The following is a 25,822-nucleotide window of genomic DNA, read 5'->3' on the forward strand; positions in this document are numbered from 1 at the left end:
CCGAGCCCCGCCGCGGGACGCGGCGAGACAAGCACAGCACCGGTCACGAGCGGCCTCGCCGCGCTGCCGGAGGCGGCGCCATGTCACTGCTTGACCTGGTCCAGCAGCGTCAAGAACACATCCCGCTCCACCACGGCCGGCTCCTCCGCGAGCCGGGCCCCGACGTGGCGGACGAAGGTCTCCGGGCTGAGCACCTCCAGCGGCATCGAGTCCGGCATCCGGCAGGTCACCAGGCCCGGCTCCTCGGTGTGCACCAGCACGATGCCCTCGACCTGAACCTTCGGCAGCAGCATCTGGTAGGCCGCGACGGTCCGCCCGAGCCGCAGCGACGCGCCGTCGAAGGTCGCGCCGTCGCGAAGCAGGCCGCCGTTGCCGTCGCTGGTGTAATGCCCGGCCGGCCACGTACGGGACTCGATCAGCAGCAGCTTGCGCCCGCACAGGACGGCGTGATCGACCTCGGCCCGTGAGGAGCCGGGCCAGGCCAGGCCGTGGAAGATGCGCGCGGCCGGGATCTGGCCCAGGTAGCCGGACAGCAGGTCCAGCGTCATCCACTCGCTCTGGGTGCAGTCCTTGACCGGCTCGTCCTCGGACGGCAGCAGCCGCGTGCCCGGCGCGCCGAACAGATTGAACGTGCGGAACTCGTGCGTGAAGATCCGCTCGGTCACGCGCGAGGACAGGTACCAGCGGGCCAGCGGCGGCAGCGCGAACACGCCGGCCGCCAGCAGCACCACGGCGATGCCGGACAGCGCTCCGGTGGTGATCGCGTAGCCGCCGAGCGCGGCCATGCCGGCGGCCCAGATGTAGGTGATCACCGCCAGGAACTTCGGCGTCGCCTTGCCCGCGATCGTCACCGCCACGTAGGCGATGGGCACGATCACGATCACCGCGACGAAGGAGAACCCGCTGGCCAGCATCGGCACCACGGTGGCCACCAGCAGCGCCGTCCACACCGCCGCGACGGTGAAGAACCAGCGCTGGGCCCAGCCGAAGCCGGGCCGCCAGTGCACCCGCGCGTCCGGGTTGACCCGCTGCCACCACGGGATCGAGTCGGTCGGGATGGTCCGCAGGCCGGACGGGAAGCCCGCCGGCTTGGGCGGGGGTTCGGGCGGCCGCTCCTCGCGCTCGGCGTCGGCGGCCTCCTCCTGGTACTCCTCCCACGTCTCCCACTCCGGCGTCGCCGGCCGCGGCCGGCGCTGCTCGGGCACGCCTCGGGCCCGGCGCTGGTCGTAGGCGGCGCGCCGGGCCGGGTCGGACAGCGTCTCGTACGCCTCCTGGACCAGCCGGAACATGATCTGGCTGCCGCCGGCGTCCGGATGCAGCACCTTCACCAGCGAACGGTGGGCAGACTTGATCTCGGCCTGGGAGGCGCCAGGCTTGATCTCCAGCAACTCGTAGTAGTCGACTCCGCCCACGGCCCTTCCCATCTGCGGCTACGTCTGGCGCGGGTACGAACACGATAGGTTGCCCAGCCGTCAGAGTCCCGTCCAACCAGGGCCGTTTCATCACCCGATCGGTTAAGTCCGTAGCGTGGACGCCCATGGCGAGGCTTGTCGTGATCGAAGGACTGGACGGCGCGGGCAAGCGGACGCTGTCCGACGCGCTGACCGCGGAGCTGGACAAGCGGGGTGCGACGGCGACCCGGATCGCCTTCCCCCGCTACGGCGAGGACGTGCACGCCGACCTCGTGCGCGACGCCATGTACCTGCGCCTGGGCGACCTGGTGAAGTCCGTGCACGGCATGGCCGTGCTGTTCGCCCTCGACCGCCAGGCGGCCGCGCCGGTGATCGCCAAGGCGCTCGCCGAGCACGACGTCGTGCTGCTGGATCGCTACATCGCGTCCAACGCGGCATACGGGGCGGCGCGGCTCCATGAGGATGTAAACGGCGATTTCGTGCGCTGGGTTCATGACCTTGAGGTCGAGCGCTTCCAGCTCCCGCTGCCCGACCGCCAGCTGCTGCTTCGTGTTCCCGTCGAGGTCGCCGCCGCCCGCGCCGCGGGCCGGGAGCAGACCGAGCGCGAGCGGGACAGCTACGAGACCGACGACGGCCTCCAGGCCCGCTGCGCCGTGGTCTACGACCAGTTCGTCGAGACGGGATGGCTCGCCCCGTGGACCGTGGTCGACGGGGTCGGCGGCGCCGACTTCGCGGCGCTCGCCGACCAGCTCCTGGGCTAGATCGGCTTCTGGGTCAGAGCGCGCCGACCAGGTCGGCGCCCCAGCGCTCGATCTCGGCGTCGATGTCGAGCGGACCCGTGCCGGTCGTGTCCCGCATCGCGTCGGTGACCCGGTCCAGCGGCACCAGCCAGGACACCTCGAACTCGATGCCGTCGGGGTCCTTGGCGTACAGGGCCTTCGTGGTCACGTGGTCGGAGGCGCCGACGAGGGCGCCCGCCTCGCGCAGCCGGTCGGCGTGCGCGGCCAGGTCGGTGAGCGTGGTGACCGACCAGGCCAGGTGGTACAGGCCGACGGTCTCCTTGCCGGCGCCCGACGGCTTGGCGTCCGGGCCGACCTGGAACAGGCCGAGGTCGTGGTCGTTGTCCGAGTCCGGCGCCTGGAGGAACGCGGCGCCGGGGAACTGGTGCACCACCCGGAAGCCGAGCACCTCCGTGTAGAAGGCGACGCTGCGACCGGTGTCGCGCACGTACAGCACCGCGTGGTTGAGCCGGCGGATCGCCATCGCTGCCTCCCGAGGCTTGTTTAAGCTTCAACTATAACCTCGGTAACGAACCGTGAGCGTTACACGCTGTAGCTCGTGAACCCGACGGGGACGAGGGTGGTGATGGCTCATGACCGACCGCTGGAGCACCACGGCGGAGCGCAACGGACCGATCGCAGCCGGTGGTGATCGCTGGGGTGCGCGCGGCCGCCCGGCCAGCAGTGCGACGATGGTAGGCATGAAGGCACGCGTCCTGGTGGTCGATGACGACCCGGCCCTGGCGGAGATGCTCACCATCGTGCTTCGCGGTGAGGGCTTCGACACCGCCGTCGTGGCCGACGGCGCCCGAGCGCTGCCGGCGCTCCGTGAGCTCAAACCCGACATCGTGCTGCTCGACCTGATGCTGCCCGGGATGAACGGCATCGACGTGTGCAAGGCGATCCGCGCCGAGTCCGGCGTGCCGATCGTCATGCTCACCGCCAAGAGCGACACCGTGGACATCGTGCTGGGGCTGGAGTCCGGCGCCGACGACTACGTGGTGAAGCCGTTCAAGCCCAAGGAGCTGGTCGCGCGCATCCGCACCCGGCTGCGGCGCACCGAGTCCGAGCCGGCCGAGGTGCTGGCCATCGGCGACCTGGCGATCGACGTGCCCGGTCACGAGGTCACCCGGGAGGGGCAGGCCATCCAGCTCACGCCGCTGGAGTTCGACCTGCTGGTGGCCCTGGCCCGCAAGCCCCGCCAGGTGTTCACCCGCGAGGTCCTGCTCGAGCAGGTGTGGGGCTACCGGCACGCGGCCGACACCCGGCTGGTCAACGTGCACGTGCAGCGGCTGCGCTCCAAGGTCGAGAAGGATCCGGAGCACCCCGAGGTGGTGCTCACGGTCCGTGGTGTCGGATACAAGGCCGGTCCTCCGTGATCGGGGCCTGACGGATGCGGGTCGACACCAGGCCGGTGACCCGGTGGCTGCAGGAGGCACCGGCCCTGGTGCGGGAGCGCTGGCAACGGGCCAGTGAGCTGTGGCGGCGGTCGTTGCAGCTGCGGGTGGTGGTGAGCACACTCGCGCTGTCCTCGGCCGTCGTCTTCGTGCTGGGTATGGTGCTGCAGTCGCAGATCACCGACCAGATGCTCAGCAGCAAGACGCAGGCCGCGACCGTGCAGATCAAGGCCAGCGTCAAGGCCGTGCAGCACCAGCTGGTCGGCGTCAGCCCCGGCCCGGACAGCCTGGGCAGCCGCTTCAACGCCGCCCTCAACTCCCTGACCAGCAGCGGCTCGGCCAACGTCGACGGCTCCTCGGCCGGCGCGTTCGAGCCCATCCTGGCCGACGCCCGCACCACCGATGCCGCCGGCAACGTCACCGCGACCACGCACTACGCGGACATCCCCGACGATCTCAAACGCTTCGTGCTCAACGACGAGATCGCCAGCCGGATCCACACCGTCATGCGCGACAACGTGCCGACCACGATGCTCATGGTCGGCGCCCAGGTCCCCAGCACCAACCACCCCGTGCAGCTGTACCTGCTGTTCCCGCTCACCCCCGAGCAGCACACCACCGAGGTCGTGCAGAACACCCTGATCGTCGGCGGCATCGCCCTGCTGCTGTTGCTGGCCGGCATCACCAACCTGGTCACCCGGCAGGTGGTCCGCCCCGTGCGGCAGGCCGCCGAGGTGGCCGAGCGGTTCGCCGACGGCAAGCTCGACGACCGGATGCCCGTGGTCGGCGAGGACGACGTGGCCCGGCTGGCCGAGTCGTACAACGAGATGGCCGAGAGCATCCAGGCCCAGATCCGTCAGCTGGAGGAGTTCGGGCTGTTGCAGCGCCGGTTCACCTCCGACGTGTCGCACGAACTTCGTACCCCGCTCACCACCGTCCGCATGGCCGCCGACGTGCTGCATGCCTCCCGCGAGCAGTTCCCCGCCGGTCTCGCCCGCTCCACCGAGCTGCTCGTCGACGAGCTCGACCGCTTCGAGGCCCTGCTCGGCGACCTGTTGGAGATCAGCCGCCTCGACGCCGGCGTCGACGAGCTCGCTGCCGACCTCGTCGACGTGCGCGGCGTCGTCGAGCGCGCCGTCCTCGCCGTCGGCCCCGTCGCCGCCAGCTCCGGCAGCCCCGTCGAGATGTACCTGCCCGACGTCGAGGTGCCCGCCGAGGTCGACGCCCGCCGCGTCGAACGCGTGCTCCGCAACCTGCTCAACAACGCCGTCGACCACGGCGAGGGCCTCCCCGTCCGTGTCCGCGTCGCCGCCGACGAGAACGCTGTGGCCATCGTCGTCCGCGACTTCGGCGTCGGCCTCCGCGACGGTGAGGCCGAGCTCGTGTTCAACCGCTTCTGGCGGGCCGACCCCTCCCGCAACCGCCGCACCGGCGGCACCGGTCTGGGGCTGGCCATCAGCGTCGAGGACGCCCGCCTGCACGGCGGCTGGCTTGAGGCCTGGGGCGCGCTCGGCCAGGGCGCCTGCTTCCGCCTCACCCTGCCCCGCCGCCAGGGCGCCGAGCTCACCGACAGCCCCCTGCCGCTGCCGCCCGACGAGGTCCGCCCCGTCCGCGAGGGCGAGGAGGACGAGGTCAGCCCCCTCGTCGTCACCGAGGTCGACGCCGAGGCCCAGGTCGAGGATATCGCCTGGCAGTCCGCCGACTCCGTCGAACTCGACGAGGCCACCCCCGACCTCCCCATCGCTTGGCACTCCGCCTCCGCGGAGCCCGCGTCGCCCGCCCCCGACCACGGCGAAATCGGCCCCGACCCCGAACTCGACGACGTGCACCGCCCGCCGCCCACCGGCGTGCCCGATCGGGCCGACTCGGCCGTCGTCGGCCACGACCCCGAGTTCGACGACGTGCCCACCTCCGCGCCCATCGGCGTTCCCACGCTGTCGGATCCGTCGGCGGTCGGTCATGATCCTGAGTTCGATGATGTGCCCAGCTCTGCGCCCGAGTCCGGGGATGTGCCCGATCGGGCCGGTTCGGCGGTGATCGGGCATGACCCCGAGTTCGATGACGTGCCTGGCCCGGCATCCGCGTCGGCGGGGGTTGGGCACGATCCGGAGTTCGACGATGTGCCGGGAGGCGGCGGGAGCGAGTTGGCCTCGAAGTCGGCGGGGGAGGCCCGGTGATCCGCAGGTGGCGGCCGGCCGCGGCGGTGATGGCGCTGCTGATGGCACTGGTCGTGGTGGCGGGGTGCGCGGCGATTCCGGACGAGACACCGGCGCAGGGCATAGCGGCGGGCGACGGGGGCGGCAAGGCAGCGCCGGTGCCGGATCCGCCGTCGGGACTGGCGCCGGCGGATCTGGTGCGGGCGTTCCTGGACGCCAACGCGGATTCGACAAGCAGCTACGCCGCCGGCCGTCCGTACCTGACCAAGGCGGCGCAGGGGCGGTGGCAGCCGGCCTCCTCGATCACGATCATCCAGAACACGTACAACACGCTGCCCGAGCAGACCAAGCCCGACCAGGCCAAAGTCCTGTTGACGGCCCAGATCATCGGCCGCCTGGGCTCGGACTTCGCGTTCGTGCCGGCCTCCACGCCCACCACGCTGACCATCGAGCTGGACAAGCAGGACGGCCAGTGGCGGATCAGCTCGCCGCCGCCGGGCGTGTTCATGACGCTCGACCGGTTCAACGAGGTGTACCGGCAGACCCGCGTGTACTTCCTGGACCCGCAGAAGCGCGTGCTCGTGCCCGACCTGCGCTACATCGTGGCCCAGCCGGCCAGCGGTCTGCCGGGGCGCGTGATCGACCGGCTGCTGGCCGGACCGTCCGACGCCATGCAGGGCGCGGTGACCAGCGCGCTCAGCCCCGAGGCGGTGCTGGCGACCGGGGTCACCGAGACCGGTGACGGCGCGGTGCTGGTCAACCTCAGCCATCCCGGCGACACGGGTTCGGCCGGCAACGTGAAGCTGATGATCGCCCAGATCGTGCAGTCGCTGGCCGGTGTGACCAACAACCGCATCCGCGTCGAGGTGGAGGGCGCCGCCCTGTCGTCGGAGCGCCTGGACTGGCGCATCGGCGACCTGCCGGCCTACGACATCGGCACCAGCCCCGGACCCGACCTGACCGGCCTGCTCGTGCACGACGGCCGGGTCAAGCAGCTCGCCGACGGCAAGCCGATCAACGGGCCGGCCGGCAACGGCAGCTACACCGTGCTGACCGCCGCCCAGTCGATCGACGGCACCGAGCTGGCCACGATCAGCAAGCCGGGCGCCAACGCCGAGCTCAGGGTGGGTGGCCTCACCCAGGCCGCGTCCGTGGTCGACCTGACCGCGGGCACCCTGACCCGGCCCACCTGGGTCTCCGCCGACTCGGCCACCGACCCCAGCAACGAGGTCTGGACCGTGGCCGACGGCAGCCGGGTGGCCCGCGTGGTCAAGTCGGCCGACGGCACCTGGGTGGCGCGGTCGGTCAACAGCAACGATCTGAGCCAGCTCGGCACCATCACCGACCTGAGGCTGTCCCGGGACGGCACTCGCGCGGCGGTGATCGCCAACTCGCAGCTGATCGTCTGCGCGGTCGTCCGCACGCCCAACTCGGACACGGTGGCGCTGCGCTCGCCACGGCCGCTGCTGCCGGACGCGCTCACCAGCGTCGTGGGCGTCGACTGGCTGCTCCAGGACCAGCTGGTGGTCGCGACCTCGTCGCCGGAGTCGCCGATCGTGCAGGTCGCCGCCGACGGCGACCCGGTGTTCTCCCGCTACAACGCGGCCAACCTGACCGCGCCGGTCACGGCCGTCACGGCGGCGCCGAGCCGTTCGGTGATCGTGGTGGACGCCGGGGGTATGTGGACCTCCTCGGACTCGGGATCGGTGTGGCGGGTGCAGGGCGGCGTCAACGTCGGCCGCGGATCCTCGGCCGTACCCTTCTACCCGGGCTAACACGTGCTGGTCAGTGCGACTACGGCGGTCACCTCCAGCCCGGCCTCGGTGAGCACCTGGTAGCACGCGGCGGCCGTGGCCCCGGTGGTGATGACGTCGTCGAGCAGCACGACCGGGCTGCCGCGGGGCGGCGTCGCCCGCGGCCGGATCCGCACCCGTCCGGCCAGGTTGGCCTATGGAGAACAGAAAAGCCGAAGTTTCCAACCCGTCTATGATCACTGAAATACGCCGATTTGCTTGCATTAACCCCGGATGCTTTACTCACTTTCGGCTTCGGATGAGTGCGCTGGCGGGACGTCCGCCGGCGCGACGGGGCCGGCACCAGCCACCACACGCCGTCCGGATCCGGCCCCGGTCGTGGCATCCACGGCAGGGCTCGGCCCACCGCCGCTCCCAGCGGCTCGGCCAATTCCCGTCGGCCGCGCTCCTTGTAGGCCAGGACCGCGTCACGGGCCGGGCCGCGATACGCCGCGAGCGCATAGGCCGGCGGCCCGCCGTCCAGGGCCGGCCGCCGCACCGGAATGAGCGCTCCGAATTCGGCCGCGCAGGCGTCGCACCACAGCCGACCATTCGTTCGGCAACCGACGCACCGGACCGGCAGGACAAGATCGAGCAGTTTCGTCGTCACGGGTCGAGCATGCACCTCGAACCTGGCAGTTCCGGGCGGTTGTGTTTATTACCGACGGGTTCGGGTACCGCCCCAAACCTGAAGAGGTTTCGCATGAGTGAGAGAACCTCACACCGACACCTGGGGGTGGACGTGAAGCGAATGTCGGGTTTTTGGCCACGACCTTCGGTGGGACTGACCGGGAGATACCACCCAGTCGGGTGAACTTGAAACCAGGGTCTCGATCACTGTCCCCGGTTCCGGCCGGTCGGGCCAAGATCGGCGCCGCCGCCCGGTCGCGCACCGCGACTACCACCATCGGGGCGACCCGAATCGGTGGCGGCAGATCGCACACGTGACCGGGAACCCCTGAGTGGACTGGCACGTTGCCCCGATATGAGGCCCTTGCTCAGCCCGTTCGCCGCAGTGCCACGGCGAGTGCGGTCGATCGGGGTCCTGCGCCGTCGGAGTGAAGCGGGCTCCACCCGTTCGGTGCGCCCCGTGGGGCGGGCGCGTTCCCGACGCGCGCCCACGACATGTTCGGTCACGCAACGTGGTGGCTTGAACTCCCCTGCAACGGGGTCTGTCGCTACGGCGAATCCGGGGCTAACGTGCTCCGCTATCAGCAATCCCGGCCCGCGGGGAGGAGGCGAACAGCCCATGACCCTGGCGCCGGCGAGCAGCGGCATCTGAGCCGCCTCGGTCACCACCCGGCGCCGAACTCCGTCCCCAGCATTGATGTTCTCGCAGCAGCGAGGGAGGTCGTGTATGGACATCGTCGTGAAGGGCCGCAACGTCGAGGTGCCCGATCACTACCGGGTGCACGTGGCCGACAAGCTGGCCCGTCTTGAGCGCTACGACAAGAAGGTCATCCGATTCGACGTGGAACTGTTCCACGAACCCAACCGCCGTCAGTCCAAGAACTGCCAGCGGGTCGAGATCACAGCCAAGGGGCGGGGCCCCGTGGTGCGTGCCGAGGCATGCGCCGGCGACTTCTACGGAGCGCTCGACTGCGCGGTGACCAAGCTGGAGAACCGGCTGCGCAAGATGCATGATCGTCGCCGTGTGCACTACGGCCGTCGCAGTCCCGCGTCGGTCGCCGAGGCCACTGGCGCTGTCGGCGCCCTGGCTTCCCCCATGGAGGACGGCGCCCAGATGGCCGCGACGGCCGTGCTGGAGATGGCCCCGGCCTACGACCCGGGCCTGGCCGACGTGCCTGCCCAGCGCTGGGACGCCGACGCCGTCGACGAATCGCTCCCCGGACAGGTCGTCCGCGAGAAGGAGCACCCCGCCAAACCGATGACCGTCGACCAGGCCCTCTACGAGATGGAACTGGTCGGACACGACTTCTACCTCTTCCACGACGCCGACAAGCAGTGCGCGAGCGTCGTCTACCGCAGGAAGGGCTTCGATTACGGCGTGATCAGGCTGGGCTGACGCGCACGGGAACCTTGACGGCCGGCTTCCACGTTGTAGTGGGGGCCGGCCGTTACCTGCTGACGGTCGCGCCGCCTACGATGACGGAAAAGGGCGTCCGCACCCAGGGCGCGTGACGAGAACCCGACGAGCGAGGTCCCCCGGATGGTCCTGTCCCGATTGCTCCGCGCCGGCGAAGGCAAGATGCTCAAGCGCCTGCGCAATATCGCGAAGCTCATCAACTCGCTCGAGGACGACGTCGTCGACCTGACCGACGAGGAGCTGAGGGCCCGGACCGAGGAGTTCCGCAAGCGCTACGCCGACGGCGAGAGCCTCGACGAGCTGCTGCCGGAGGCCTTCGCGGTCGTCCGCGAGGGCGCCAAGCGGGTACTGGGCCAGCGCCACTACGACGTGCAGCTGATGGGCGGCGCCGCGCTGCACCTCGGCCAGATCGCCGAGATGCGCACCGGTGAGGGCAAGACCCTGACCTGCGTGCTGCCGGCCTACCTCAACGCCATCTCCGGCGACGGCGTGCACGTCATCACCACCAACGACTACCTGGCCAAGCGCGACGCCGACTGGATGGGCCGGATCCACCGCTTCCTCGGCCTGACCGTCGGCGTGATCATCTCCGACATGACGCCCGAGCAGCGCCGCGCCGCCTACGCCTCGGACATCACGTACGGCACGAACAACGAGTTCGGCTTCGACTACCTGCGCGACAACATGGCGTGGAGCCTGGACGAGTGCGTCCAGCGCGGCCACAACTACGCCATCGTCGACGAGGTGGACTCGATTCTCATCGACGAGGCCCGCACGCCGCTGATCATCTCGGGCCCGGCCGACCAGTCCTCGCGCTGGTACCAGGAGTTCGCCCGGATGGCGCCGCTCATGCGCAACGAGACCCACTACGAGGTGGACGAGCGCAAGCGGACCGTCGGCGTCACCGAGGCCGGCGTGACCTTCATCGAGGACCAGCTGGGCATCGACAACCTGTACGAGGCCGCGAACAGCCCGCTGGTCGGCTACCTGAACAACGCGCTCAAGGCCAAGGAGCTGTACAAGCGCGACAAGGACTACATCGTCCGCGACGGCGAGGTGCTGATCGTCGACGAGTTCACCGGCCGCGTGCTGTCCGGCCGGCGCTACAACGAGGGCATGCACCAGGCGATCGAGGCCAAGGAAGGCGTCGAGATCAAGGCCGAGAACCAGACGCTGGCCACGATCACGCTGCAGAACTTCTTCCGCCTCTACGACAAGCTCGGCGGCATGACCGGCACCGCCGAGACCGAGGCGGCCGAGTTCCACACCACGTACAAGATCGGCGTGGTGCCGATCCCCACCAACAAGCCGATGATCCGTCAGGACAAGCCCGACCTGGTCTACAAGACCGAGGAGGCCAAGTTCGAGGCGGTCGCCGACGACATCGCCGAGCGCAACGAGAAGGGCCAGCCGGTCCTGATCGGCACGACCAGCGTCGAGCGCTCCGAGTACCTGTCGAAGCTGCTGGTCAAGCGCGGCATCCCGCACAACGTGCTGAACGCGAAGAACCACGCCAAGGAGGCGCTGTTCGTCGCGCAGGCCGGGCACAAGGGCGCGGTCACCGTGGCCACCAACATGGCCGGTCGAGGCACCGACATCATGCTCGGCGGCAACCCGGAGTCCATCGCCGAGGAGGTGCTGCGGGCCCGCGGCCTCGACCCGGACGAGACGCCGGACGAGTGGCGCGCCTCGTACGCCTCCGAGCTGGAGGCCGCCAAGGCGCAGGTGAAGTCGGAGGCGGACGAGGTCCGTGAGCTCGGCGGCCTGTACGTGCTCGGCACCGAGCGGCACGAGTCCCGCCGCATCGACAACCAGCTGCGCGGCCGCTCCGGCCGTCAGGGCGACCCGGGCGAGTCCCGGTTCTACCTGTCGCTGGGCGACGAGCTCATGCGGCGGTTCAACGCCTCCATGGTCGAGGTCGTCATGACCCGGCTGCGCGTGCCCGACGACGTGCCGATCGAGCACAAGATGGTCACCCGGGCCATCCGCAGCGCGCAGACCCAGGTCGAGCAGCAGAACTTCGAGATCCGCAAGAACGTCCTCAAGTACGACGAGGTCATGAACCAGCAGCGCAAGGTGATCTACGCCGAGCGCCGGCTGGTGCTGGAGGGCCAGGACCTGCACGACAACGTGCAGGACATGATCACCGACGTGGTCACCGCGTACGTCAACGGCGCCACCGAGGCCGGCTACGCCGAGGACTGGGACCACGAGAAGCTGTGGACCGCGCTCAAGACGCTGTACCCGGTGTCGCTGGACTGGGACGCGCTGACCGAGGACGCCGAGGACCTCACCTCCGAGTTCCTGCTTGAGGCCCTGCTCACCGACGCCCGCAACGCCTACGCCGCGCGTGAGGCCGACATCGACGGCAAGGTCGGCGAGGGCGCCATGCGCGAGCTGGAGCGCCGGGTCGTGCTGTCGGTGCTCGACCGCAAGTGGCGCGAGCACCTCTACGAGATGGACTACCTCAAGGAGGGCATCGGCCTGCGGGCCATGGCGCAGCGCGACCCGCTGGTCGAGTACCAGCGCGAGGGCTTCGACATGTTCAACGGGATGCTGGAGGGCCTCAAGGAGGAGTCCGTCGGCTTCCTGTTCAACCTGCAGGTCGAGGCGGCCGAGCCGGAGCCGGTGCAGGTCGCCGCGTCCGACGTGCCGCCGATCGCCATGCACCAGCAGCAGGGCTCCGTCGCCGCTCCGCCGGCCCCGCCCGCTCCGCCGCAGCCCGCGCCGGCACCCAGGTGCCGCCCGCGCTGCGGGGCAAGGGCCTGGACCACCACGAGCAGCAGCGGCTGTCCTACAGCGGCCCGAACGAGGACGGCGAGGCCAACGCCCGCGAGGACAAGGGCGACGGCGACGCCGGCACGCGTCGTGAGCGCCGCGCCGCCGCCCGCAACCAGTCCAAGCAGGACCGCAAGCGCCCGCGTCGCTGAGGTTTTGTCGCGGAACGAGCGGTGACCCCGAATGGTAACTTTATCCAACACTCCCGTGAAGGCTCGGCACGACGGAATGCGTGGCGGGTCGTATATCAGTATCAGGCGCGGTCTAGGATAATGACAACTTGTAGGTCGTCAGGGCTGCTACTCCTTACTTGTCCATTTTCCGCGTTCCAGCACTCGGAACACCATGCACCGCACCCTTTCCCGCAGCTCGAAGCGAGCCGCGATCGCCCTCGGCCTGGCGTCGATCTCCGCCAGGCCGCACGTCTCCAGCACACCCTCCGACGGCTGGCGCACGTGCAGGCTGAGCAGCCGGCTCCGGCTCGGCGCCGCTCGTCCCCGTGACCTCGTCTCGATCGCGGCGAACGCCTGCGGCGTGCAGTGCGGCCTGAGCTGGCCCACCGGCCGCCGCCCGTCGATCGCCTCCAGCACCTGGTTGACCAGGTGTCGGATCCGGTCCCGCAGCGCCGCCGGCAGCTCCTCCACCGCCGGCGGTGTCCGCGGTGGATCCTCAACCAGCCGCAGCCGCCGCCTTGCCAGCCCGATCGCCGGTCGGCCCGGCTCCGGTTCGTAGCTGGGCAGCGCCCGCACGACTATCGGCGTTTCGATCGTGGTCACGCGCCATGGCTGACCCACTGTTGCCCCCGTCTTCTCGTTCCCCCACACGAGACAGAGCAGCGGGCGCGCGATTTACGGACACCTATAGCCTGATCGGGTGATGAAGGGACTCATCGTCGACTTCGGCGGCGTGCTCACCGACCGCGGTCCCGACGGCGTCGGCGAGCCCCCGCTCATCGGCGCCGTCCGCTCCGCCCGGGCCGCCGGCATCCGCACCGCCCTGCTGTCCAATGCCGACGGTCCCGGCGAGCCCATCCCCTGGCTGGACGCCCTGTTCGACGTCCTCGTCTTCTCCGGCGACGTCGGCGTGGCCAAGCCCGACCCGGCCATCTACCGCCTCACCGTCGAGCGCCTCGGCCTTCAGCCGGGGGAGTGCGCCTTCGTCGACGACCTCGCCGTCAACATCCGCGGCGCCGCCGCGACCGGGCTGGTCGGCATCCACCACACCTCGGTGGCGTCCACCCTGGCCGAGCTCTCCGCCCTGTTCGGCGATTGGTGACCTCGGCTCAGGAGAGTGGGTGGGCTGAGCCTTCAGCGCCACTCGTGGCGAGGGGTGGGCGGGACCTCTGACCGAGGGACGGCTTTGTCGGCGTCCTCGGTTCGGCCATCGTCCAGAGCGCTTTCACCGGGTGAACTACGACGGACTGCCCGAGCCGGGTGAAGACGGTCCGGCCTCGCGGCCACCACGCGACACGGCCGACAAAACAGCCCCAACCACGCAGCTGCCCCCTATGGAGCCGACAAAGACCGCCGCCCACCACTCCCGGGGTGGCGTGCCCTGGACCATCGTACCTGCGGTGGGGCGCGGGTGATCTTGAACAAGGGGGCGCCTGTGGATAACTGGGTCGCTCGGTCGGGGGAACGAGGGCGGAGTGGGGGATGGGCGGGAGGGGGCGGAGCTAGCGTCCGGGGGTATGGACATAGCGGCGCTGGCCTGCGTTTTCACGTTTGCGACCACTGCTCACGGCCAAGCGGTGACGGCTGTGTGCCCGATGCCGGTGTACCGGGTGATCGCGAAGTGCGGGGATGTGGACAGACCGGAGGGCGGGTGGGTGGTGCGGGGGCCGCTGGCCGGGAAGCACGGGTCGACGGCCCGGTGCGAGAACAGCGGGATCATCGACTACGTGGTGCAGACCGCCTGACGAGTTCGAAGCAGAGGACGGCGGCGGCGCTGGCGACGTTGAGGGACTCGACGCCGCCGGACATGGGGATGGACACCCAGCGGTTGATGAGGGGCCGCACGCCGTCGGTGATGCCGGAGGTCTCGCTGCCCATGACGAAGGCGACCTTGGCGGGGAACTCGGCGGTGAAGACGGTGTTGCGCGCGCCGGCGTCCATGGCGATGAGGGTGTAGCCGGCGTCCCGCAACGACGCGGCGGCCTCCTCGGCGGTGAAGCAGCGCAGCACGGGGGCGGTGAAGGCGACACCGGCGGAGGCCTTGACGACGAGGGGGTCGATGGTCGCGACGCCCTTGCGCGGAACCACGATGCCTTCGAGCCCGGCGGCGGTGGCGGTGCGAAGGATCATGCCGACGTTCGCGGGGGTGGTGATGCCGTCGAGCAGCAGCACGGAAGCGGGCGGGCGGCGGTCGCCGAGAGCGGACGCCAGGGTCCGCATGCGAGGGGCGACGACGTCGGCCAAGACGCCCTGGTCCTGCTTGCCGTTGCCGGCGAGCACCTTGACCCGCTGGGCGGACGCCCGCTGGACCTGGACGCCACGGGCCCGCGCGGCGTCGAGGATCTCCCGGGCGGCGGGACCGCGCGCGGTGTCGGCCAGCACGACCTTGTCGACGGACAGCCCGTCGTCGGCCAGGGCCTCCAACACCGGCTTGCGCCCGTACACCGTGACGAAGCGATCCTTCGGGGACACATCGGAGACCTCACGCACGTCGAGCAGGATGGCACAGCGGTACGGATGTGCCAGGATCGGCATATGCCGGACCGCCTCTCGGCGCTGGACGCGTCGTTCCTGTACCTGGAAGACCAGACGACCCCGATGCACGTCGGCGGGATCGCGGTCTTCCGCAAGCCCCGGGCCGGCTTCGACTACGACGGGCTGGTCGCGCTGATCGAGCAGCGCCTGTCGCTGGTCCCCCGCTACCGGCAGAAGGTGGTCCAGGTGCCGGGCCGGCTGGCCCGCCCGGTCTGGGCCGACGACCCCGACTTCGACGTCACCTACCACGTGCGCCGCTCGGCCCTGCCCAAGCCGGGCAGCGACGAGCAGCTCAACGACCTGGCGGCGCGGCTGATGTCCCGGCCGCTGGACCACAGCCGGCCGCTGTGGGAGACGTACCTGGTCGAGGGCCTGGAGCGGAACCGGATCGCGGTGATCACCAAGACCCATCACGCGATGGTCGACGGCATCGGCGCGGTCGAGCTCGGCCAGGTGATCCTGGACGTGTCGGCGACGCCGCGCCCGCCGACCGAGAGCCTGTGGATGCCGCAGCCGGAGCCGGGCATGCCGCAGCTGGTGTTCGACGCGGTGGCCGAGATGGTGCAGCGGCCCGGCGAGCTGGTGGAGAACGCCCGCTCGGCGGCGCTGGACGTGGCGGCGACGGTGCAGAAGGTGGCGGAGGCGGTCACGGGCATCGTGTCGGCGGCGAAGGCGGCGGCCCGGCCGGCGCCGGGCAGCCCGCTGAACGTCCGGATCTCGCACCAGCGCCGCTTCGCCACGACGCGCACCAAGCTGGACGACTTCCGCGCGGTCCGAAAGACGCACGGTGGCACGGTCAACGACGCGGTGCTGGCGACGGTCTCGGGCGCCCTCAGGACGTGGCTGCTCTCCCGCGGCGAGGCGGTGAACTCGTATCACACGATCCGAGCGCTGGTGCCGCTGTCGGTGCGGGACACCGCGTCGGAGAACGGCGTCGGCAGCAAGGTGCAGGCGTACCTGGTGGACCTGCCGGTCGGCGAGCCGAACCCGGTGGTCCGGCTGCACCACATCAGTCACGCCATGCGCGCGCACAAGGAGTCGGGTCAGTCGGTGGCCGCGGACACGCTGGTCCGGGTCGGCGGCATCACACCGCCGACACTGCATGCGTTAGGCGCACGGGCGGCAAGCTCGTTCTCCCGCCGCATCTTCAACGTCGTGGTGACCAACGTGCCGGGCCCGCAGGTCCCGCTGTACGCGGCCGGTGCGAAGATGATCGAGATGTTCCCGATCGTCCCGCTCGCCAAGAACCAGGCGCTGTCCATCGGGGTCACCTCCTACGACGGCGGCGTCTACTTCGGACTGAACGCCGACCGGGACGCGATGTCCGATGTGGACGTCGTGGCGGGAATGGTCGAGGAATCGTTGGAAGAACTCGTGGGAACGGTGGCCACGTCATGAGGGTGTACCTGCCCGCCACGCTCGGCATGCTGCACCAGTTGGTGGCCGACGAGGAGTTTCGGCCGGTCGGCGGCACGGCGTTCGCGCTGACGCCGGCGCTGCGCGAGTCCTACGCCTCGGGCGACGCCGAGGACATGGAGTACATCGCGATGCTGGACGCGGCCCGTGCCTCGCTGCGGCTGCTGGCCGCGGACCTGTCGGAGAATCCGGAGGCGCTGCCGCGGCGCGCGGTGATCGCCGCGGACGTCGACGACGTGAAGCTGCGGCCGGATCTGGACTACTCGGTGGTCAAGGTGCCCGGCATGGTGACGATGAAGATGATCGCCGCCGTGCACGTGGACACGGCCGAGGCGGAGCCGGCGGTCCGGGCGGCCTCGGCCGTGGTCGACGCGGCCGATCTCGGCGACCCGGACGCGGAGTTCACGGTCGGCAGCGCCGAGGATCACGCCCTGGCCTGGTATGCCCCGCAGGAGTTGCCATTCCTGCTGGAGCTGATGTGATGGGGGCATGGACGCGGTCACCTCGGTACCCCAGCCGTACAACGAGCCGGTTCGCTCCTACGCCCCCGGCAGCGCCGAACGCGAGTCGCTGCGGCGGCGCGTCGCCGAACTCGAAGGCGCCAAGCACGAACTGACCATGACGATCGGCGGCCGTCGGCGCATGGCCGGCGGCGAGCCGATCGACGTGGTGCAGCCCCATGATCACGCCCATGTGCTGGGCGTTTCGGGGCAGGCCAGCAAGGACGACGTCGCCGACGCCGTGCAGGCAGCCAAGGACGCCGCGCCGGCCTGGCGCGAGTTGCCGTTCGACGAGCGCGCGGCGGTGCTGCTGCGGGCCGCCGATCTGCTGGCCGGGCCGTGGCGGGACACGCTCAACGCCGCGACGATTCTCGGCCAGTCCAAGTCCGCGCAGCAGGCGGAGATCGACGCCGCCTGTGAGCTGATCGACTTCCTGCGGTTCAACGTGTCCTTCGCCCGGCAGCTGATCGCCGAGCAGCCGCAGTCCAGCCCGGGCGTGTGGAACCGGTTCGACCACCGGCCGCTGGACGGCTTCGTCGTCGCGATCACGCCGTTCAACTTCACGGCCATCGCCGGCAACCTGCCGCTGTCGCCCGCGCTGATGGGCAACACCGTGGTGTGGAAGCCGTCGCCGACGCAGCAGCTGGCCGCGCACTTCACCATGCAGCTGCTGGAGGCGGCCGGTCTGCCGCCGGGCGTGGTCAACATGGTCACGGGCGACGGCGCCGCGGTCACCGAGGTCGCCCTGGCCGACCGGGACTTCGCCGGGCTGCACTTCACCGGCTCCACGGCCACGTTCAAGCGGTTGTGGCGCACCATGGCCGACAACCTCGACCACTACTGGTCGTACCCGCGGATCGTCGGCGAGACCGGCGGCAAGGACTTCGTCGTCGCGCACCCGTCGGCCGAGCCGGATGCCCTGGTCACGGCGCTGGTCCGGGGCGCATTCGAGTACCAGGGCCAGAAGTGCTCGGCGGCGTCACGGGCCTACATCGCCCGCTCGCTGTGGGACGGCGGCGTGCGTGACCGGCTCGCCGACGTGACCCGCAGCCTCAGCTTCGGCGATGTCACCGACTTCTCGCACTTCGGCGGGGCCGTGATCGACTCACGGGCGTTCGGCAAGCACAGCGAGCTGTTCGAGCGGGTGCGCAACGAGCGGTTGGTGGACATCCTGGTCGGCGGCGTCGCCGATGACCGCGTCGGCTACTTCGTGCAGCCGACCGTGCTGGTGGGCCAGGACCCGCGGCACGACGTGTTCACGACCGAGTTCTTCGGGCCGATCCTGTCCGTGCATGTGTACGAGGACAACGACTTCGCCTCGATCCTGGACGTGGTGGACACCTCCACGCCGTACGCGCTGACGGGGGCGATCTTCGCCACCGACCGGGCCGCGATCGAGCAGGCGCACCGGGCGCTTCGCTTCTCCGCCGGCAACTTCTACGTCAACGACAAGCCGACCGGCGCCGTGGTCGGCCAGCAGCCGTTCGGCGGCAGCCGGTCGTCCGGCACCAATGACAAGGCGGGCTCGATCCTCAACCTGACCCGGTGGACCAGTCCCCGCTCGATCAAGGAGACCCTCGTCCCGCCCACGAACCACACCTACCCGCACATGGGCTGAGGCCGATGCAGGGAAGGACGCCTTACCCTCGTTGTACGCAGTGAAGGACGCCTTACCTGCATCCGGCCATGCAGGTAAGGCGTCCTTCCCTGCATAACGGGACGGGGCTAGCCGCCCTTGGGGGCCGGGGAGAGCTGGCTGTCGGGGGGCACCGGCACGTCGACCGGCTGGCCCCAGCCGGAGTAGGTGCGGCTGACGGTCAGGGTGCCCTTGGTGGCGGGGATGTCCAGCTTGGACTCGGAGCGCAGCGGCACGTTGCCGTTGCCGACCCACAGCTCCTCGACCATGCCGCCGAGCTTGGCCTCCAACAACGTCGTGTCCTTCAACGGCCCGTCGGGCAGGGTCTTGGCCATGGCGGCGAGGTCGGTGCGGAACGCGTAGTGCCGGGCGGGAATCAGGCCCACGGGCTGGATCTCGGAGCCGATGAGGGTGGTCGACGAGCCGTCAAGGGGCATGGCCAGCGGCGACAGCGTGGTCTGCTTCAACGACGCGAACAGCGGCGCGAACTCCTTCGAGAAGTCGTCGGTGCCATCGGAGGTGGCCCGCACCCACGGCTTGTCGGCCGGCAGCTTCTGGTCGGCCGGCGGCCGCACATAGACGGCGGCGGGCGTGAGCACGAACGACAGGGTGGTGGCGTCAGGCGACTTCACGGTCATCGTCGCCGTCATCCACAGGCCCTGGTCGTCGCGGCGGAACGCGCCGGTCACCGATGTGACGGAGTGCGCGGCGAGCAGCTCGGTGGTGGAGTCCACGGTGAACTTCGCCGAGCCCTTGCCGGACAGCCTGGCGGTCACCGCCGCCGACAACGCCGAGAGCTCGGCCTGCGCGGGCGGCACGACAGCGGGATCGGACGAGCCGGAACCGTCGACGGCCGACGTGCAGGACGTCAGCGCCAACACCGCGACCGCGGCGACGGTCAGCCCGGCGACACGGCTCACTTCTGAACCACGTAGACCAGCTCGTTGCCGAACTCCAGCTCCTCGACCTGCCACGGCCGCCCCTCGGCGTGCGCGGCGAAGCCGCTGGAATACGTCCGGTACATGCCCTTGGACTTCTGCCCCAGCGTCTTCGTCGGGAAGCTGACCACCACGACCGGCGAGTTGATGGCGTCGATCAGCCCCCACCCGAGCTTCTTCTGCTGCGTCTCGATGCACGGCACGGCCTTGAGCAGCAGCGTCACGTCCGCGGGCTTGGGGTCCGGGCCGGTCAGCAGGTCGTGCACGGCGACCTCGTGCGGCACACCCAGCACGGTCAGCGCCTCGTCCAGGAAGGCCATCAGCCGGCTGTCGATGTCCGATGCCCGGTACAGCACGTCCTCGCCGACCGGCATCCACTCGACGGTCAGCGGGTTCATGCCGCAGGCCAGGTCGGCGATCACCCGCGGCGGCTGCGGCAGCCGCTCGAAGACCGCCGCGTAGAACTCCGTCAGGATGGGCAGGCGCTCCTTGGTGGAGGCGTGCGAGGACATCGTCCGCGACAGGACGTCCCGCCGTTCCTCGACGCTCTGGGCCTCCCGCAGCAGACCGAGCAGCTTGTCGTACCGGGGCGTGCTCGGCAGGTACGCGCCGAAGATCTCGTGCAGCCCGCGCTTGGTGCGCTTGACCGCGTCGTTGACGTCGCCGCGCGCCGCGCTCAGCGAAGCCGTCGCGATGCGGCGCACGGTGTCGTCGGCGACGCTGGCGTAGCGCGAGCTGTCCCGCACCGCCACCAGCACCTTGGCCAGCTTCTCGTCTTCCACCACTGCCTACTCCTCGACCAGCCCCGCCCGCGAGGCCAGCAGCCTACGCAGCGAGCGCAGCCTGCCCTCGGTCGCCAGCCCCTCGGCGACGACCGTGTCCAGCATGCAGTCCGGATCCTCGGGCGGCCCGAGGTGCCCGCAGCCCGACGGGCACTCCTCGGCGGCCTCGGCCATGCCGGGGAACGCCGCCACGATGTCGTCCGGCGTGATGTGCGCCAGGCCGAACGACCGGATGCCGGGGGTGTCCACCACCCAGCCGCCGGCCGGCAGCGGGAACGCCACCGCCGAGCTGGACGTGTGCCGGCCCTTGCCGACGCCGCTCACCGCGCCGGTCGCCCGCTCCGCCGCCGGCACCAGCTTGTTGACCAGCGTCGACTTGCCGACGCCGGAGTGCCCGACCAGCGCGGACACCCGGCCGTCCAGGCGTTCGGCGAGCACCGTCGGCTCCCGGTCCGACCGGGTCACCACGACCACGAGGTCCAGTTCGGCGTACACCCCGAGCAGCTCGTCGGGGCTGGCCAGGTCGGACTTGGTCAGGCACAGCACCGGCGTCAGACCGCCGGCGTAGGCGGCGACCAGACACCGGTCGATGAAGCCGGTCCGCGGCTGCGGATCGGCCAGCGCCGTCACGATTATCAGCTGTTCGGCGTTGGCGACCACGACCCGTTCGAAGGGATCGGTGTCGTCGGCGGTGCGGCGCAGCACGCTGCTGCGCGGCGAGCGCCGCACGATCCGGGACAGCGTGTCGGGGGTGCCCGAGGTGTCGCCGACGATGTCCACCAGGTCGCCGATGACCACCGACGTGCGGCCCATCTCCCTGGCCCGCATCGCGGTCACGAGGTGCTCGGGGTCGCCGTCGACCGCGCAGGTCCACCGGCCGCGGTCGACCGCGACGACCATGCCCGACTCGGCGTCGGAGTGCTCGGGCCGCTTCTTGCTGCGGGGGCGGGAGCCCTTGCCCGGCCGGACCTTGACGTCGGACTCGTCGAGCCGACGCCAGTCGCCGCGCGTCACACCCGCTCCGCCAGCTGCAGCATGGCGTCCCACATGCCCGGGAAGTCCGGGATGGTCTTGGTCGTGGTCTTGATGTCGTCCACGGAGATGCCCGGCACCTTGAGGCCGATGATCGCGCCGGCGGTGGCCATCCGGTGGTCGTGGTAGGCGTGCCAGAGGCCGCCGGTGAGCTTGGCCGGCCGGATGACCAGGCCGTCCTCGGTCTCGTCGGCGTCGCCGCCGATGCCGCGGATCTCCGTGGTCAGCGCGGCGAGGCGGTCCGTCTCGTGGCCACGGATGTGCGCGACGCCGCGGATGTGGGTGGGGCTGTCGGCCAGCACGGCCATCGCCGCCACGGTCGGCGTCAGCTCGGAGGCCTCGTGCAGGTCGACGTCGATGCCGTCGAGGCGCTCCGGCCCGGTGACGGTCAGGCCGTTGTCCGACAGGGACACCTGGCAGCCCATCCGCTCCAGGACGTCGCGCATCTCGTCACCGGGCTGCGTGGTGACCAGCGGCCAGTCCGGAACGATGATCGAGCCGCCGGTGACGGCGCCCGCGGCCAGGAACGCCGCCGCGTTGGACAGGTCCGGCTCGATGTGCCAGTCCCGGGCGCGGATCGGGCCCGGTGCGACGTGCCAGCGGTTGGGCTCGCTGTCGTCCACCTGGACGCCGACGGCCCGCAGCATCTCGATGGTCATCTCGATGTGCGGCAGCGACGGCACCGGCTTGCCGTCGTGCAGCACGGTGACGCCCCGCTCGTAGCGCGCGCCGGACAGCAGCAGCGCCGAGACGAACTGCGAGGAGCCGGAGGCGTCGATCGTGACCTCGCCGCCCCGCACCGCGCCGTTGCCGTGCAGCGTGAACGGCAGCGAGTCGCCGTCGATCGTCACGCCGAGCGAGCGCAGCGCGTCCAGCACCGTGTTCATCGGGCGGACCCGGGCCTGCTCGTCGCCGTCGAAGCGGACGTCCCCGTCGGCCAGCGCCGCGGCCGGCGGCACGAAGCGCATCACCGTGCCCGCGAGGCCGCAGTCCAGGTCGGCGTCGCCCCGCAGCGGACCCGGCGTGACCTCCCACGATCCCTGCCGGCCGTCGGCCACGCGCACGCCCAGCGAGCGCAGCGCCGCGGCCATCAGCTGGGTGTCGCGGCTGCGCAGCGGGAGGTGCACGGTGGAGGGGCCGTCGGCCAGCGCGGCGAGCAACAGGGCACGATTGGTGATCGACTTGGAACCGGGCACGGGCACGGTCGCGCGCACGGGCTGGGTGACGGACGGAGTGGGCCACGGCTGCGTCATGGGGGTGATGATTCCCTACTCGGCCGCTTTGCCTCCTCCTCGGGGGCCGTGACGTGCGACGATGGAATTCGGAGGTGGTCAGGGGTGTGCGGCAGGTATGCCTCCACGAAGGATCCGGCGCAGCTGGCCGTCGAGTTCGACGCGCTGGACGCGTGCGGCTCGGACGCGCCCGGCGCCGACTACAACGTGGCGCCGACCAAACCCGTGCTGGCCATCGTGGCCCGCCATCCGCGTGATGGCGACGGGCAGCCGGACGTGGAGCGGGTCGAGCGCACCATCCGGGTCATGCGCTGGGGACTCATCCCGACCTGGTCGCCGGACCGCAACGTCGGCGTGAAGATGATCAACGCCAGGTCCGAGACCGCCGCGGTCAAGCCGGCCTACCGGGACTCCATGGCCCGCCGGCGCTGCATCCTCCCGGCCGACGGCTGGTTCGAGTGGCGGCGCGAGGCCGGGGCCAAGGAACCCTTCTACGTCACCAGTCCCGACTCCTCCAGCCTGGCCATGGCCGGGTTGTGGACCGCGTGGCGCGACCCCAACGAGCCCCAGTCGCCGTGGCTGGTCACCTGCGCCGTGCTGACCGCCGACGCCTTCGGGCCGTTGGCGTCGATCCACGAGCGCATGCCCATCGTGCTGCCGCGGGAGTCCTACGAGCAGTGGTTGGCCCCCGACCAGGGCAGCGACGACGTCATGGACCTGCTCAAGCCGTCCTCCGACATCGTGTCTCGCTTCGAGATCCGGCCGGTGTCGACGGCCGTGAACAGCATTCGCAACAACGGGCCCTCGCTGTTGGAGCCGCCCGTGCCCGAGCCCGTCGAGCTGGACCTGTTCTCGTGACCAGGACCCAGATCGAAACGCCTTTCGGCCCCGCTCGGGCCGAGCTCCACTGCGCCGCCGAGAGCCGCGCCGCCCTGCTCCTCGGGCACGGCGCCGGCGGTGGCATCGAGGCCCCCGACCTCGTCGCCGCCACCCGTGCCGCCACCGCTGCCGGGGTGCATGTGGCGTTGGTCGAGCAGCCCTACCGCGTCGCCGGTCGCCGTGCCCCTGCCCCCGCCAAGCAGCTCGACACCGCTTGGCTCGCCGTCGTCGAGGACCTCGGCGAGCGCTGGTTCGAAGGCCTGCCGCTGCTGTTCGGCGGCCGCTCTTCCGGTGCTCGGGTGGCCTGCCGGACCGCCGGCGACGGTCAGGCCGTTGCCGTGCTGTGCCTGGCGTTTCCCGTGCATCCGCCCGGCAAGCCGGAGAAGACGCGGCTGCCGGAGCTGGACGGCGTCGAGGTGCCCACCCTGGTCGTGCAGGGGTCTCGGGATCCCTTCGGGATGCCCGGGTCCGCGCATCACCGTGAGGTCGTGGCGCTGGCCGGGGACCATTCGTTGAAGGCCGACGTCAACGGGGTGACCAAGGCCGTCGAGGAGTGGTTGAACCGGGTGCTGCACACCTTGGACGCTTAGTTGCTTCGCCACATGGGCTTCCCATTTGCCGCCTGACGCCGCATGCGCTTCCTATGTGGCATTCGACGCCACATAGGAAGCGCATGTGGCAGTTGTCCACAAGACTTGCCGCCGTCATCCGGTTGTCCACAGCCCAGCCTGTTGCCTCATGTCAAGATGCCCGCTTGGGGGTAGTCGTTGCCTCACGAAGAATGCCCGCGTGGGCGAGGGCGGTGGCGAGGTGGGTGAGGTCGGGGGCGAGGACTTCGTGGGCCAGGGCGTCACACAGTGCGACGATCTCGCGGCGGAGGGCGGCGGGGTTGAGGCGCTGGTAGTGCTCGCGCAGGGCGTCGGTGTCGACGATGTCGACGGTGGTGTGGGTCAGGGTGCGTTGGTAGGGGGTTTGGGCGGTGTCGTGTTTCTTGTGGACGGTGGCGCCGTGGCGGGTTTTGGAGATCAGTTTCTGTTGCGGGGTGAAGAAGTTGATCTGGTCGCGGAGTAGGGCGTAGACGCCGTTGAGTAGGTCGAGTTGGGTCTCGCCGGTGTGGCGGTGGTAGCCGACGGTCTGGCGCACGACTGACCAGTTCTTCTGTTCGACGTGGGCGCCGTCGTTTTTGTGGCCGGGGCGGGCTCGGGTGAAGGTGATCTCGTGGTCGCGGCAGTAGGTCAGTAGGTGGGCGTTGATGAACTCGCTGCCGTTGTCGGAGTCGATGCCCAGCACGGGGAACGGGAACCCGGCCACGATCTGGTCGAGGGCGGCTAGGACCCAGACCTCGGCCTTGTTGCGCACGGCGCGGTTTTCGGTCCAGCCGGTGGCGATGTCGGTGACGGTCAGGGTCCAGGCGTGTTCGCCGGTGGCGTTGCCGCCGTCGTGGCTGACCAGGTCGATCTCCACGAAGCCGGGGTGGTCCTCGTCCCAGTCGGCCCAGGTGCGGATGGGAATCTGGGATTTGAGCAGGCTGCCGGGTTTGGTTCGGGCGCGGCCGTGGGGTTGCCAGCGGGCGCGGTCGGGGGCTAGGCGGCGGTCGATGGTGGCCGCGGACATGCGCGCCAGCTGGTAGCGGATCTCGTCGCTGATCGACAGCTCGCCGCAGGCCAGGAGGCGGTCGACGATGTCGGGGAGGAACGGGGCCAGGCGTTTGCCGCAGGGCGCGTCCAGGATCGCCCAGACCTTGCGTAGTGCCGTGATCACCTCGGGGCTGTACACGGGCTCGCGGGTTTTTCGTTGCGGAACACTGGGTTTCGGTCTGGGTGTGGTGCGCAGGGCTTTGCGGGCGTGGTCGCGGTGCCAGCCGGTCAACACGCACAATTCGTCCAAGATCCTGGCTTTGTCGGTCTTGGACGCTGATCGGTAGCGCCGGGCCAGCTGCCTGGTCACGGCCTCGCGTTCGCTCATCGTCAACCCCATCGATCACGATGAGTCACCGCTGCTGGTCAAGGTGAGATGCCACGCCGCCCGCGGGCATTCCTTCGTGAGGCAACGACTCATCCTCCCGGGCATTTTCAATGAGTCAACGCGCCCAGACCGTTTCAAGATCGACTACGGGTTTGCGCTGGTAGAATGGGCTGGGGGACGCCCCCTGGGATTGGGTGGGCCATGGTTGGGCGGCCATGGCCGGGGCGGGCCATGGTCGGGTGGCGATGGGGCCGGTTGCGGGCGGTGAGTGTGCCTGCCGAGGGGCTGGGACTTCGCCGCTGGCACTGGGGCGGTCCGACAGCAGAGAAGTGGGTGGGCGGAGCCGCCAGGACCACCCATGGCAGCAGGCGG

Annotated in this window: 21 protein-coding genes and 2 pseudogenes; 12 read left to right on the forward strand and 11 right to left on the reverse strand. The window is 70.4% G+C overall.

Translation table 11 applies throughout. From position 1 onward, the window contains the following. Window positions 1-83: 83 nt before the first annotated feature. Window positions 84-1,412, reverse strand: coding sequence for a J domain-containing protein (locus KUTG_RS64120; RefSeq protein WP_232241064.1), 1,329 nt, complete (start codon window positions 1,410-1,412; stop codon window positions 84-86). Between the two features lie 125 nt (window positions 1,413-1,537). Here KUTG_RS64120 and KUTG_RS31770 point away from each other — a divergent pair, with 125 nt between their 5' ends. Then, entirely contained in the window at window positions 1,538-2,173 is a 636-nt protein-coding gene (locus KUTG_RS31770; RefSeq protein ID WP_043721992.1) for a dTMP kinase, read from the forward strand. Window positions 2,174-2,186: 13 nt separating this feature from the next. Here KUTG_RS31770 and KUTG_RS31775 read toward each other — a convergent pair whose 3' ends face one another. Continuing rightward, a complete protein-coding gene (locus tag KUTG_RS31775; protein ID WP_043721993.1) occupies window positions 2,187-2,675 on the reverse strand; it encodes a VOC family protein in 489 nt (162 codons plus the stop codon). 217 nt (window positions 2,676-2,892) lie between these two features. On the opposite strand from KUTG_RS31775, the gene mtrA reads away from it, so the two are divergent. The 3 genes and pseudogenes from mtrA to KUTG_RS31790 all read left to right on the forward strand — a co-directional run bounded on the left by mtrA (window position 2,893) and on the right by KUTG_RS31790 (window position 7,519). Beyond that, window positions 2,893-3,570, forward strand: a complete 678-nt coding sequence (gene mtrA / locus KUTG_RS31780) for an MtrAB system response regulator MtrA (RefSeq protein WP_043731303.1) — start codon at window positions 2,893-2,895, stop codon at window positions 3,568-3,570. A gap of 14 nt (window positions 3,571-3,584) precedes the next feature. Continuing rightward, window positions 3,585-5,267, forward strand: a pseudogene (gene mtrB, locus KUTG_RS31785) (MtrAB system histidine kinase MtrB); the annotation flags it as partial. A gap of 494 nt (window positions 5,268-5,761) precedes the next feature. Then, window positions 5,762-7,519 carry an LpqB family beta-propeller domain-containing protein gene (locus tag KUTG_RS31790; protein WP_052395631.1) on the forward strand — a complete coding sequence of 586 codons (1,758 nt, stop codon included), beginning with the start codon at window positions 5,762-5,764 and terminating at the stop codon, window positions 7,517-7,519. Here the strand turns inward: KUTG_RS31790 and KUTG_RS59210 are convergent. After that, window positions 7,516-7,674, reverse strand: a complete 159-nt coding sequence (locus tag KUTG_RS59210; RefSeq protein WP_157494891.1) for a hypothetical protein — start codon at window positions 7,672-7,674, stop codon at window positions 7,516-7,518. The two genes, KUTG_RS31790 and KUTG_RS59210, sit on opposite strands and share 4 nt — an antisense overlap. Window positions 7,675-8,894: 1,220 nt before the next feature. Here KUTG_RS59210 and hpf point away from each other — a divergent pair. Together hpf and secA are read left to right on the forward strand one after the other, a co-directional pair. Then, window positions 8,895-9,563, forward strand: a complete 669-nt coding sequence (gene hpf / locus KUTG_RS31800) for a ribosome hibernation-promoting factor, HPF/YfiA family (protein ID WP_043721995.1) — start codon at window positions 8,895-8,897, stop codon at window positions 9,561-9,563. A 144-nt stretch (window positions 9,564-9,707) separates the two neighbouring features. Continuing rightward, window positions 9,708-12,514 (forward strand): annotated as a pseudogene (secA, locus tag KUTG_RS31805) (preprotein translocase subunit SecA). A gap of 147 nt (window positions 12,515-12,661) precedes the next feature. On the opposite strand, the gene KUTG_RS54100 reads toward secA, so the two are convergent. Continuing rightward, the gene (locus KUTG_RS54100; RefSeq protein ID WP_052395632.1) at window positions 12,662-13,138 is read right to left on the reverse strand and encodes an Rv3235 family protein; all 477 of its coding nucleotides are present in this window, start codon (window positions 13,136-13,138) and stop codon (window positions 12,662-12,664) included. 97 nt (window positions 13,139-13,235) lie between these two features. Between KUTG_RS54100 and KUTG_RS31815 the strand changes: the two genes are divergently transcribed. Further along, window positions 13,236-13,637, forward strand: coding sequence for an HAD-IA family hydrolase (locus KUTG_RS31815; RefSeq protein WP_232241065.1), 402 nt, complete (start codon window positions 13,236-13,238; stop codon window positions 13,635-13,637). Window positions 13,638-14,099: 462 nt separating this feature from the next. Here the strand turns inward: KUTG_RS31815 and KUTG_RS59215 are convergent, their stop codons facing one another. Continuing rightward, on the reverse strand, window positions 14,100-14,255 hold the full coding sequence (locus tag KUTG_RS59215; RefSeq protein ID WP_157494893.1) for a hypothetical protein: 156 nt from the start codon (window positions 14,253-14,255) through the stop codon (window positions 14,100-14,102). Continuing rightward, window positions 14,252-15,025, reverse strand: coding sequence for a TrmH family RNA methyltransferase (locus tag KUTG_RS31825; protein ID WP_043731313.1), 774 nt, complete (start codon window positions 15,023-15,025; stop codon window positions 14,252-14,254). The genes KUTG_RS59215 and KUTG_RS31825 overlap by 4 nt, the downstream gene beginning before the upstream one ends. A 45-nt stretch (window positions 15,026-15,070) precedes the next feature. Here KUTG_RS31825 and KUTG_RS31830 point away from each other — a divergent pair, with 45 nt between their 5' ends. From KUTG_RS31830 to pruA, 3 genes are read left to right on the forward strand one after another with little or no spacing between them, the layout of a single operon-like run. Further along, the gene (locus KUTG_RS31830; protein WP_043722016.1) at window positions 15,071-16,468 is read left to right on the forward strand and encodes a WS/DGAT/MGAT family O-acyltransferase; all 1,398 of its coding nucleotides are present in this window, start codon (window positions 15,071-15,073) and stop codon (window positions 16,466-16,468) included. Next, window positions 16,465-16,968 carry a DUF6912 family protein gene (locus tag KUTG_RS31835; protein WP_043722019.1) on the forward strand — a complete coding sequence of 168 codons (504 nt, stop codon included), beginning with the start codon at window positions 16,465-16,467 and terminating at the stop codon, window positions 16,966-16,968. The genes KUTG_RS31830 and KUTG_RS31835 overlap by 4 nt, the downstream gene beginning before the upstream one ends. A 7-nt stretch (window positions 16,969-16,975) precedes the next feature. Then, window positions 16,976-18,604, forward strand: coding sequence for an L-glutamate gamma-semialdehyde dehydrogenase (pruA, locus tag KUTG_RS31840; RefSeq protein ID WP_043722021.1), 1,629 nt, complete (start codon window positions 16,976-16,978; stop codon window positions 18,602-18,604). A gap of 107 nt (window positions 18,605-18,711) precedes the next feature. Here the strand turns inward: pruA and KUTG_RS31845 are convergent, their stop codons facing one another. Genes KUTG_RS31845 through aroA form a run of 4 tightly spaced genes read right to left on the reverse strand, consistent with a single transcriptional unit; the run spans window position 18,712 to window position 22,627 of the window. After that, window positions 18,712-19,542 carry an SCO4651 family lipoprotein gene (locus KUTG_RS31845; RefSeq protein WP_043722023.1) on the reverse strand — a complete coding sequence of 277 codons (831 nt, stop codon included), beginning with the start codon at window positions 19,540-19,542 and terminating at the stop codon, window positions 18,712-18,714. Then, entirely contained in the window at window positions 19,539-20,345 is an 807-nt protein-coding gene (locus KUTG_RS31850) for a class I SAM-dependent methyltransferase (protein WP_043722036.1), read from the reverse strand. The genes KUTG_RS31845 and KUTG_RS31850 overlap by 4 nt, the downstream gene beginning before the upstream one ends. A gap of 3 nt (window positions 20,346-20,348) precedes the next feature. Beyond that, complete coding sequence (gene rsgA, locus KUTG_RS31855; protein ID WP_043722038.1) at window positions 20,349-21,356, reverse strand: ribosome small subunit-dependent GTPase A; 1,008 nt, start codon at window positions 21,354-21,356, stop codon at window positions 20,349-20,351. Continuing rightward, a complete protein-coding gene (aroA, locus tag KUTG_RS31860) occupies window positions 21,353-22,627 on the reverse strand; it encodes a 3-phosphoshikimate 1-carboxyvinyltransferase (protein WP_043722040.1) in 1,275 nt (424 codons plus the stop codon). Before aroA ends, rsgA begins: the two co-directional genes overlap by 4 nt. An 84-nt stretch (window positions 22,628-22,711) precedes the next feature. On the opposite strand from aroA, the gene KUTG_RS31865 reads away from it, so the two are divergent. Further along, the gene (locus tag KUTG_RS31865) at window positions 22,712-23,464 is read left to right on the forward strand and encodes an SOS response-associated peptidase (RefSeq protein ID WP_043722041.1); all 753 of its coding nucleotides are present in this window, start codon (window positions 22,712-22,714) and stop codon (window positions 23,462-23,464) included. After that, window positions 23,461-24,075 (forward strand): alpha/beta hydrolase family protein, encoded by a 615-nt coding sequence (locus KUTG_RS31870; RefSeq protein ID WP_043722044.1) that lies wholly within the window; start codon window positions 23,461-23,463, stop codon window positions 24,073-24,075. The genes KUTG_RS31865 and KUTG_RS31870 overlap by 4 nt, the downstream gene beginning before the upstream one ends. 151 nt (window positions 24,076-24,226) lie before the next feature. Here the strand turns inward: KUTG_RS31870 and KUTG_RS31875 are convergent, their stop codons facing one another. After that, complete coding sequence (locus tag KUTG_RS31875) at window positions 24,227-25,450, reverse strand: integrase catalytic domain-containing protein (RefSeq protein ID WP_157494705.1); 1,224 nt, start codon at window positions 25,448-25,450, stop codon at window positions 24,227-24,229. Between the last annotated feature and the right edge of the window lie 372 nt (window positions 25,451-25,822).

Origin of the sequence: Kutzneria sp. 744 (genome assembly GCF_000568255.1) — a bacterium.
Taxonomy (GTDB): domain Bacteria; phylum Actinomycetota; class Actinomycetes; order Mycobacteriales; family Pseudonocardiaceae; genus Kutzneria.

Bases quoted from the DNA above. Each gene is read 5' to 3' on its own strand.
- mtrA (WP_043731303.1), top strand. From the start codon at position 2,893: ATGAAGGCACGCGTCCTGGTGGTCGATGACGACCCGGCCCTGGCGGAG.
- KUTG_RS31830 (WP_043722016.1), top strand. From the start codon at position 15,071: ATGCCGGACCGCCTCTCGGCGCTGGACGCGTCGTTCCTGTACCTGGAA.
- aroA (WP_043722040.1), bottom strand. From the start codon at position 22,627: ATGACGCAGCCGTGGCCCACTCCGTCCGTCACCCAGCCCGTGCGCGCG.
- KUTG_RS31775 (WP_043721993.1), bottom strand. From the start codon at position 2,675: ATGGCGATCCGCCGGCTCAACCACGCGGTGCTGTACGTGCGCGACACC.
- KUTG_RS31875 (WP_157494705.1), bottom strand. From the start codon at position 25,450: ATGAGCGAACGCGAGGCCGTGACCAGGCAGCTGGCCCGGCGCTACCGA.
- KUTG_RS31770 (WP_043721992.1), top strand. From the start codon at position 1,538: ATGGCGAGGCTTGTCGTGATCGAAGGACTGGACGGCGCGGGCAAGCGG.
- KUTG_RS31835 (WP_043722019.1), top strand. From the start codon at position 16,465: ATGAGGGTGTACCTGCCCGCCACGCTCGGCATGCTGCACCAGTTGGTG.
- hpf (WP_043721995.1), top strand. From the start codon at position 8,895: ATGGACATCGTCGTGAAGGGCCGCAACGTCGAGGTGCCCGATCACTAC.
- pruA (WP_043722021.1), top strand. From the start codon at position 16,976: ATGGACGCGGTCACCTCGGTACCCCAGCCGTACAACGAGCCGGTTCGC.
- KUTG_RS59215 (WP_157494893.1), bottom strand. From the start codon at position 14,255: ATGATCCCGCTGTTCTCGCACCGGGCCGTCGACCCGTGCTTCCCGGCC.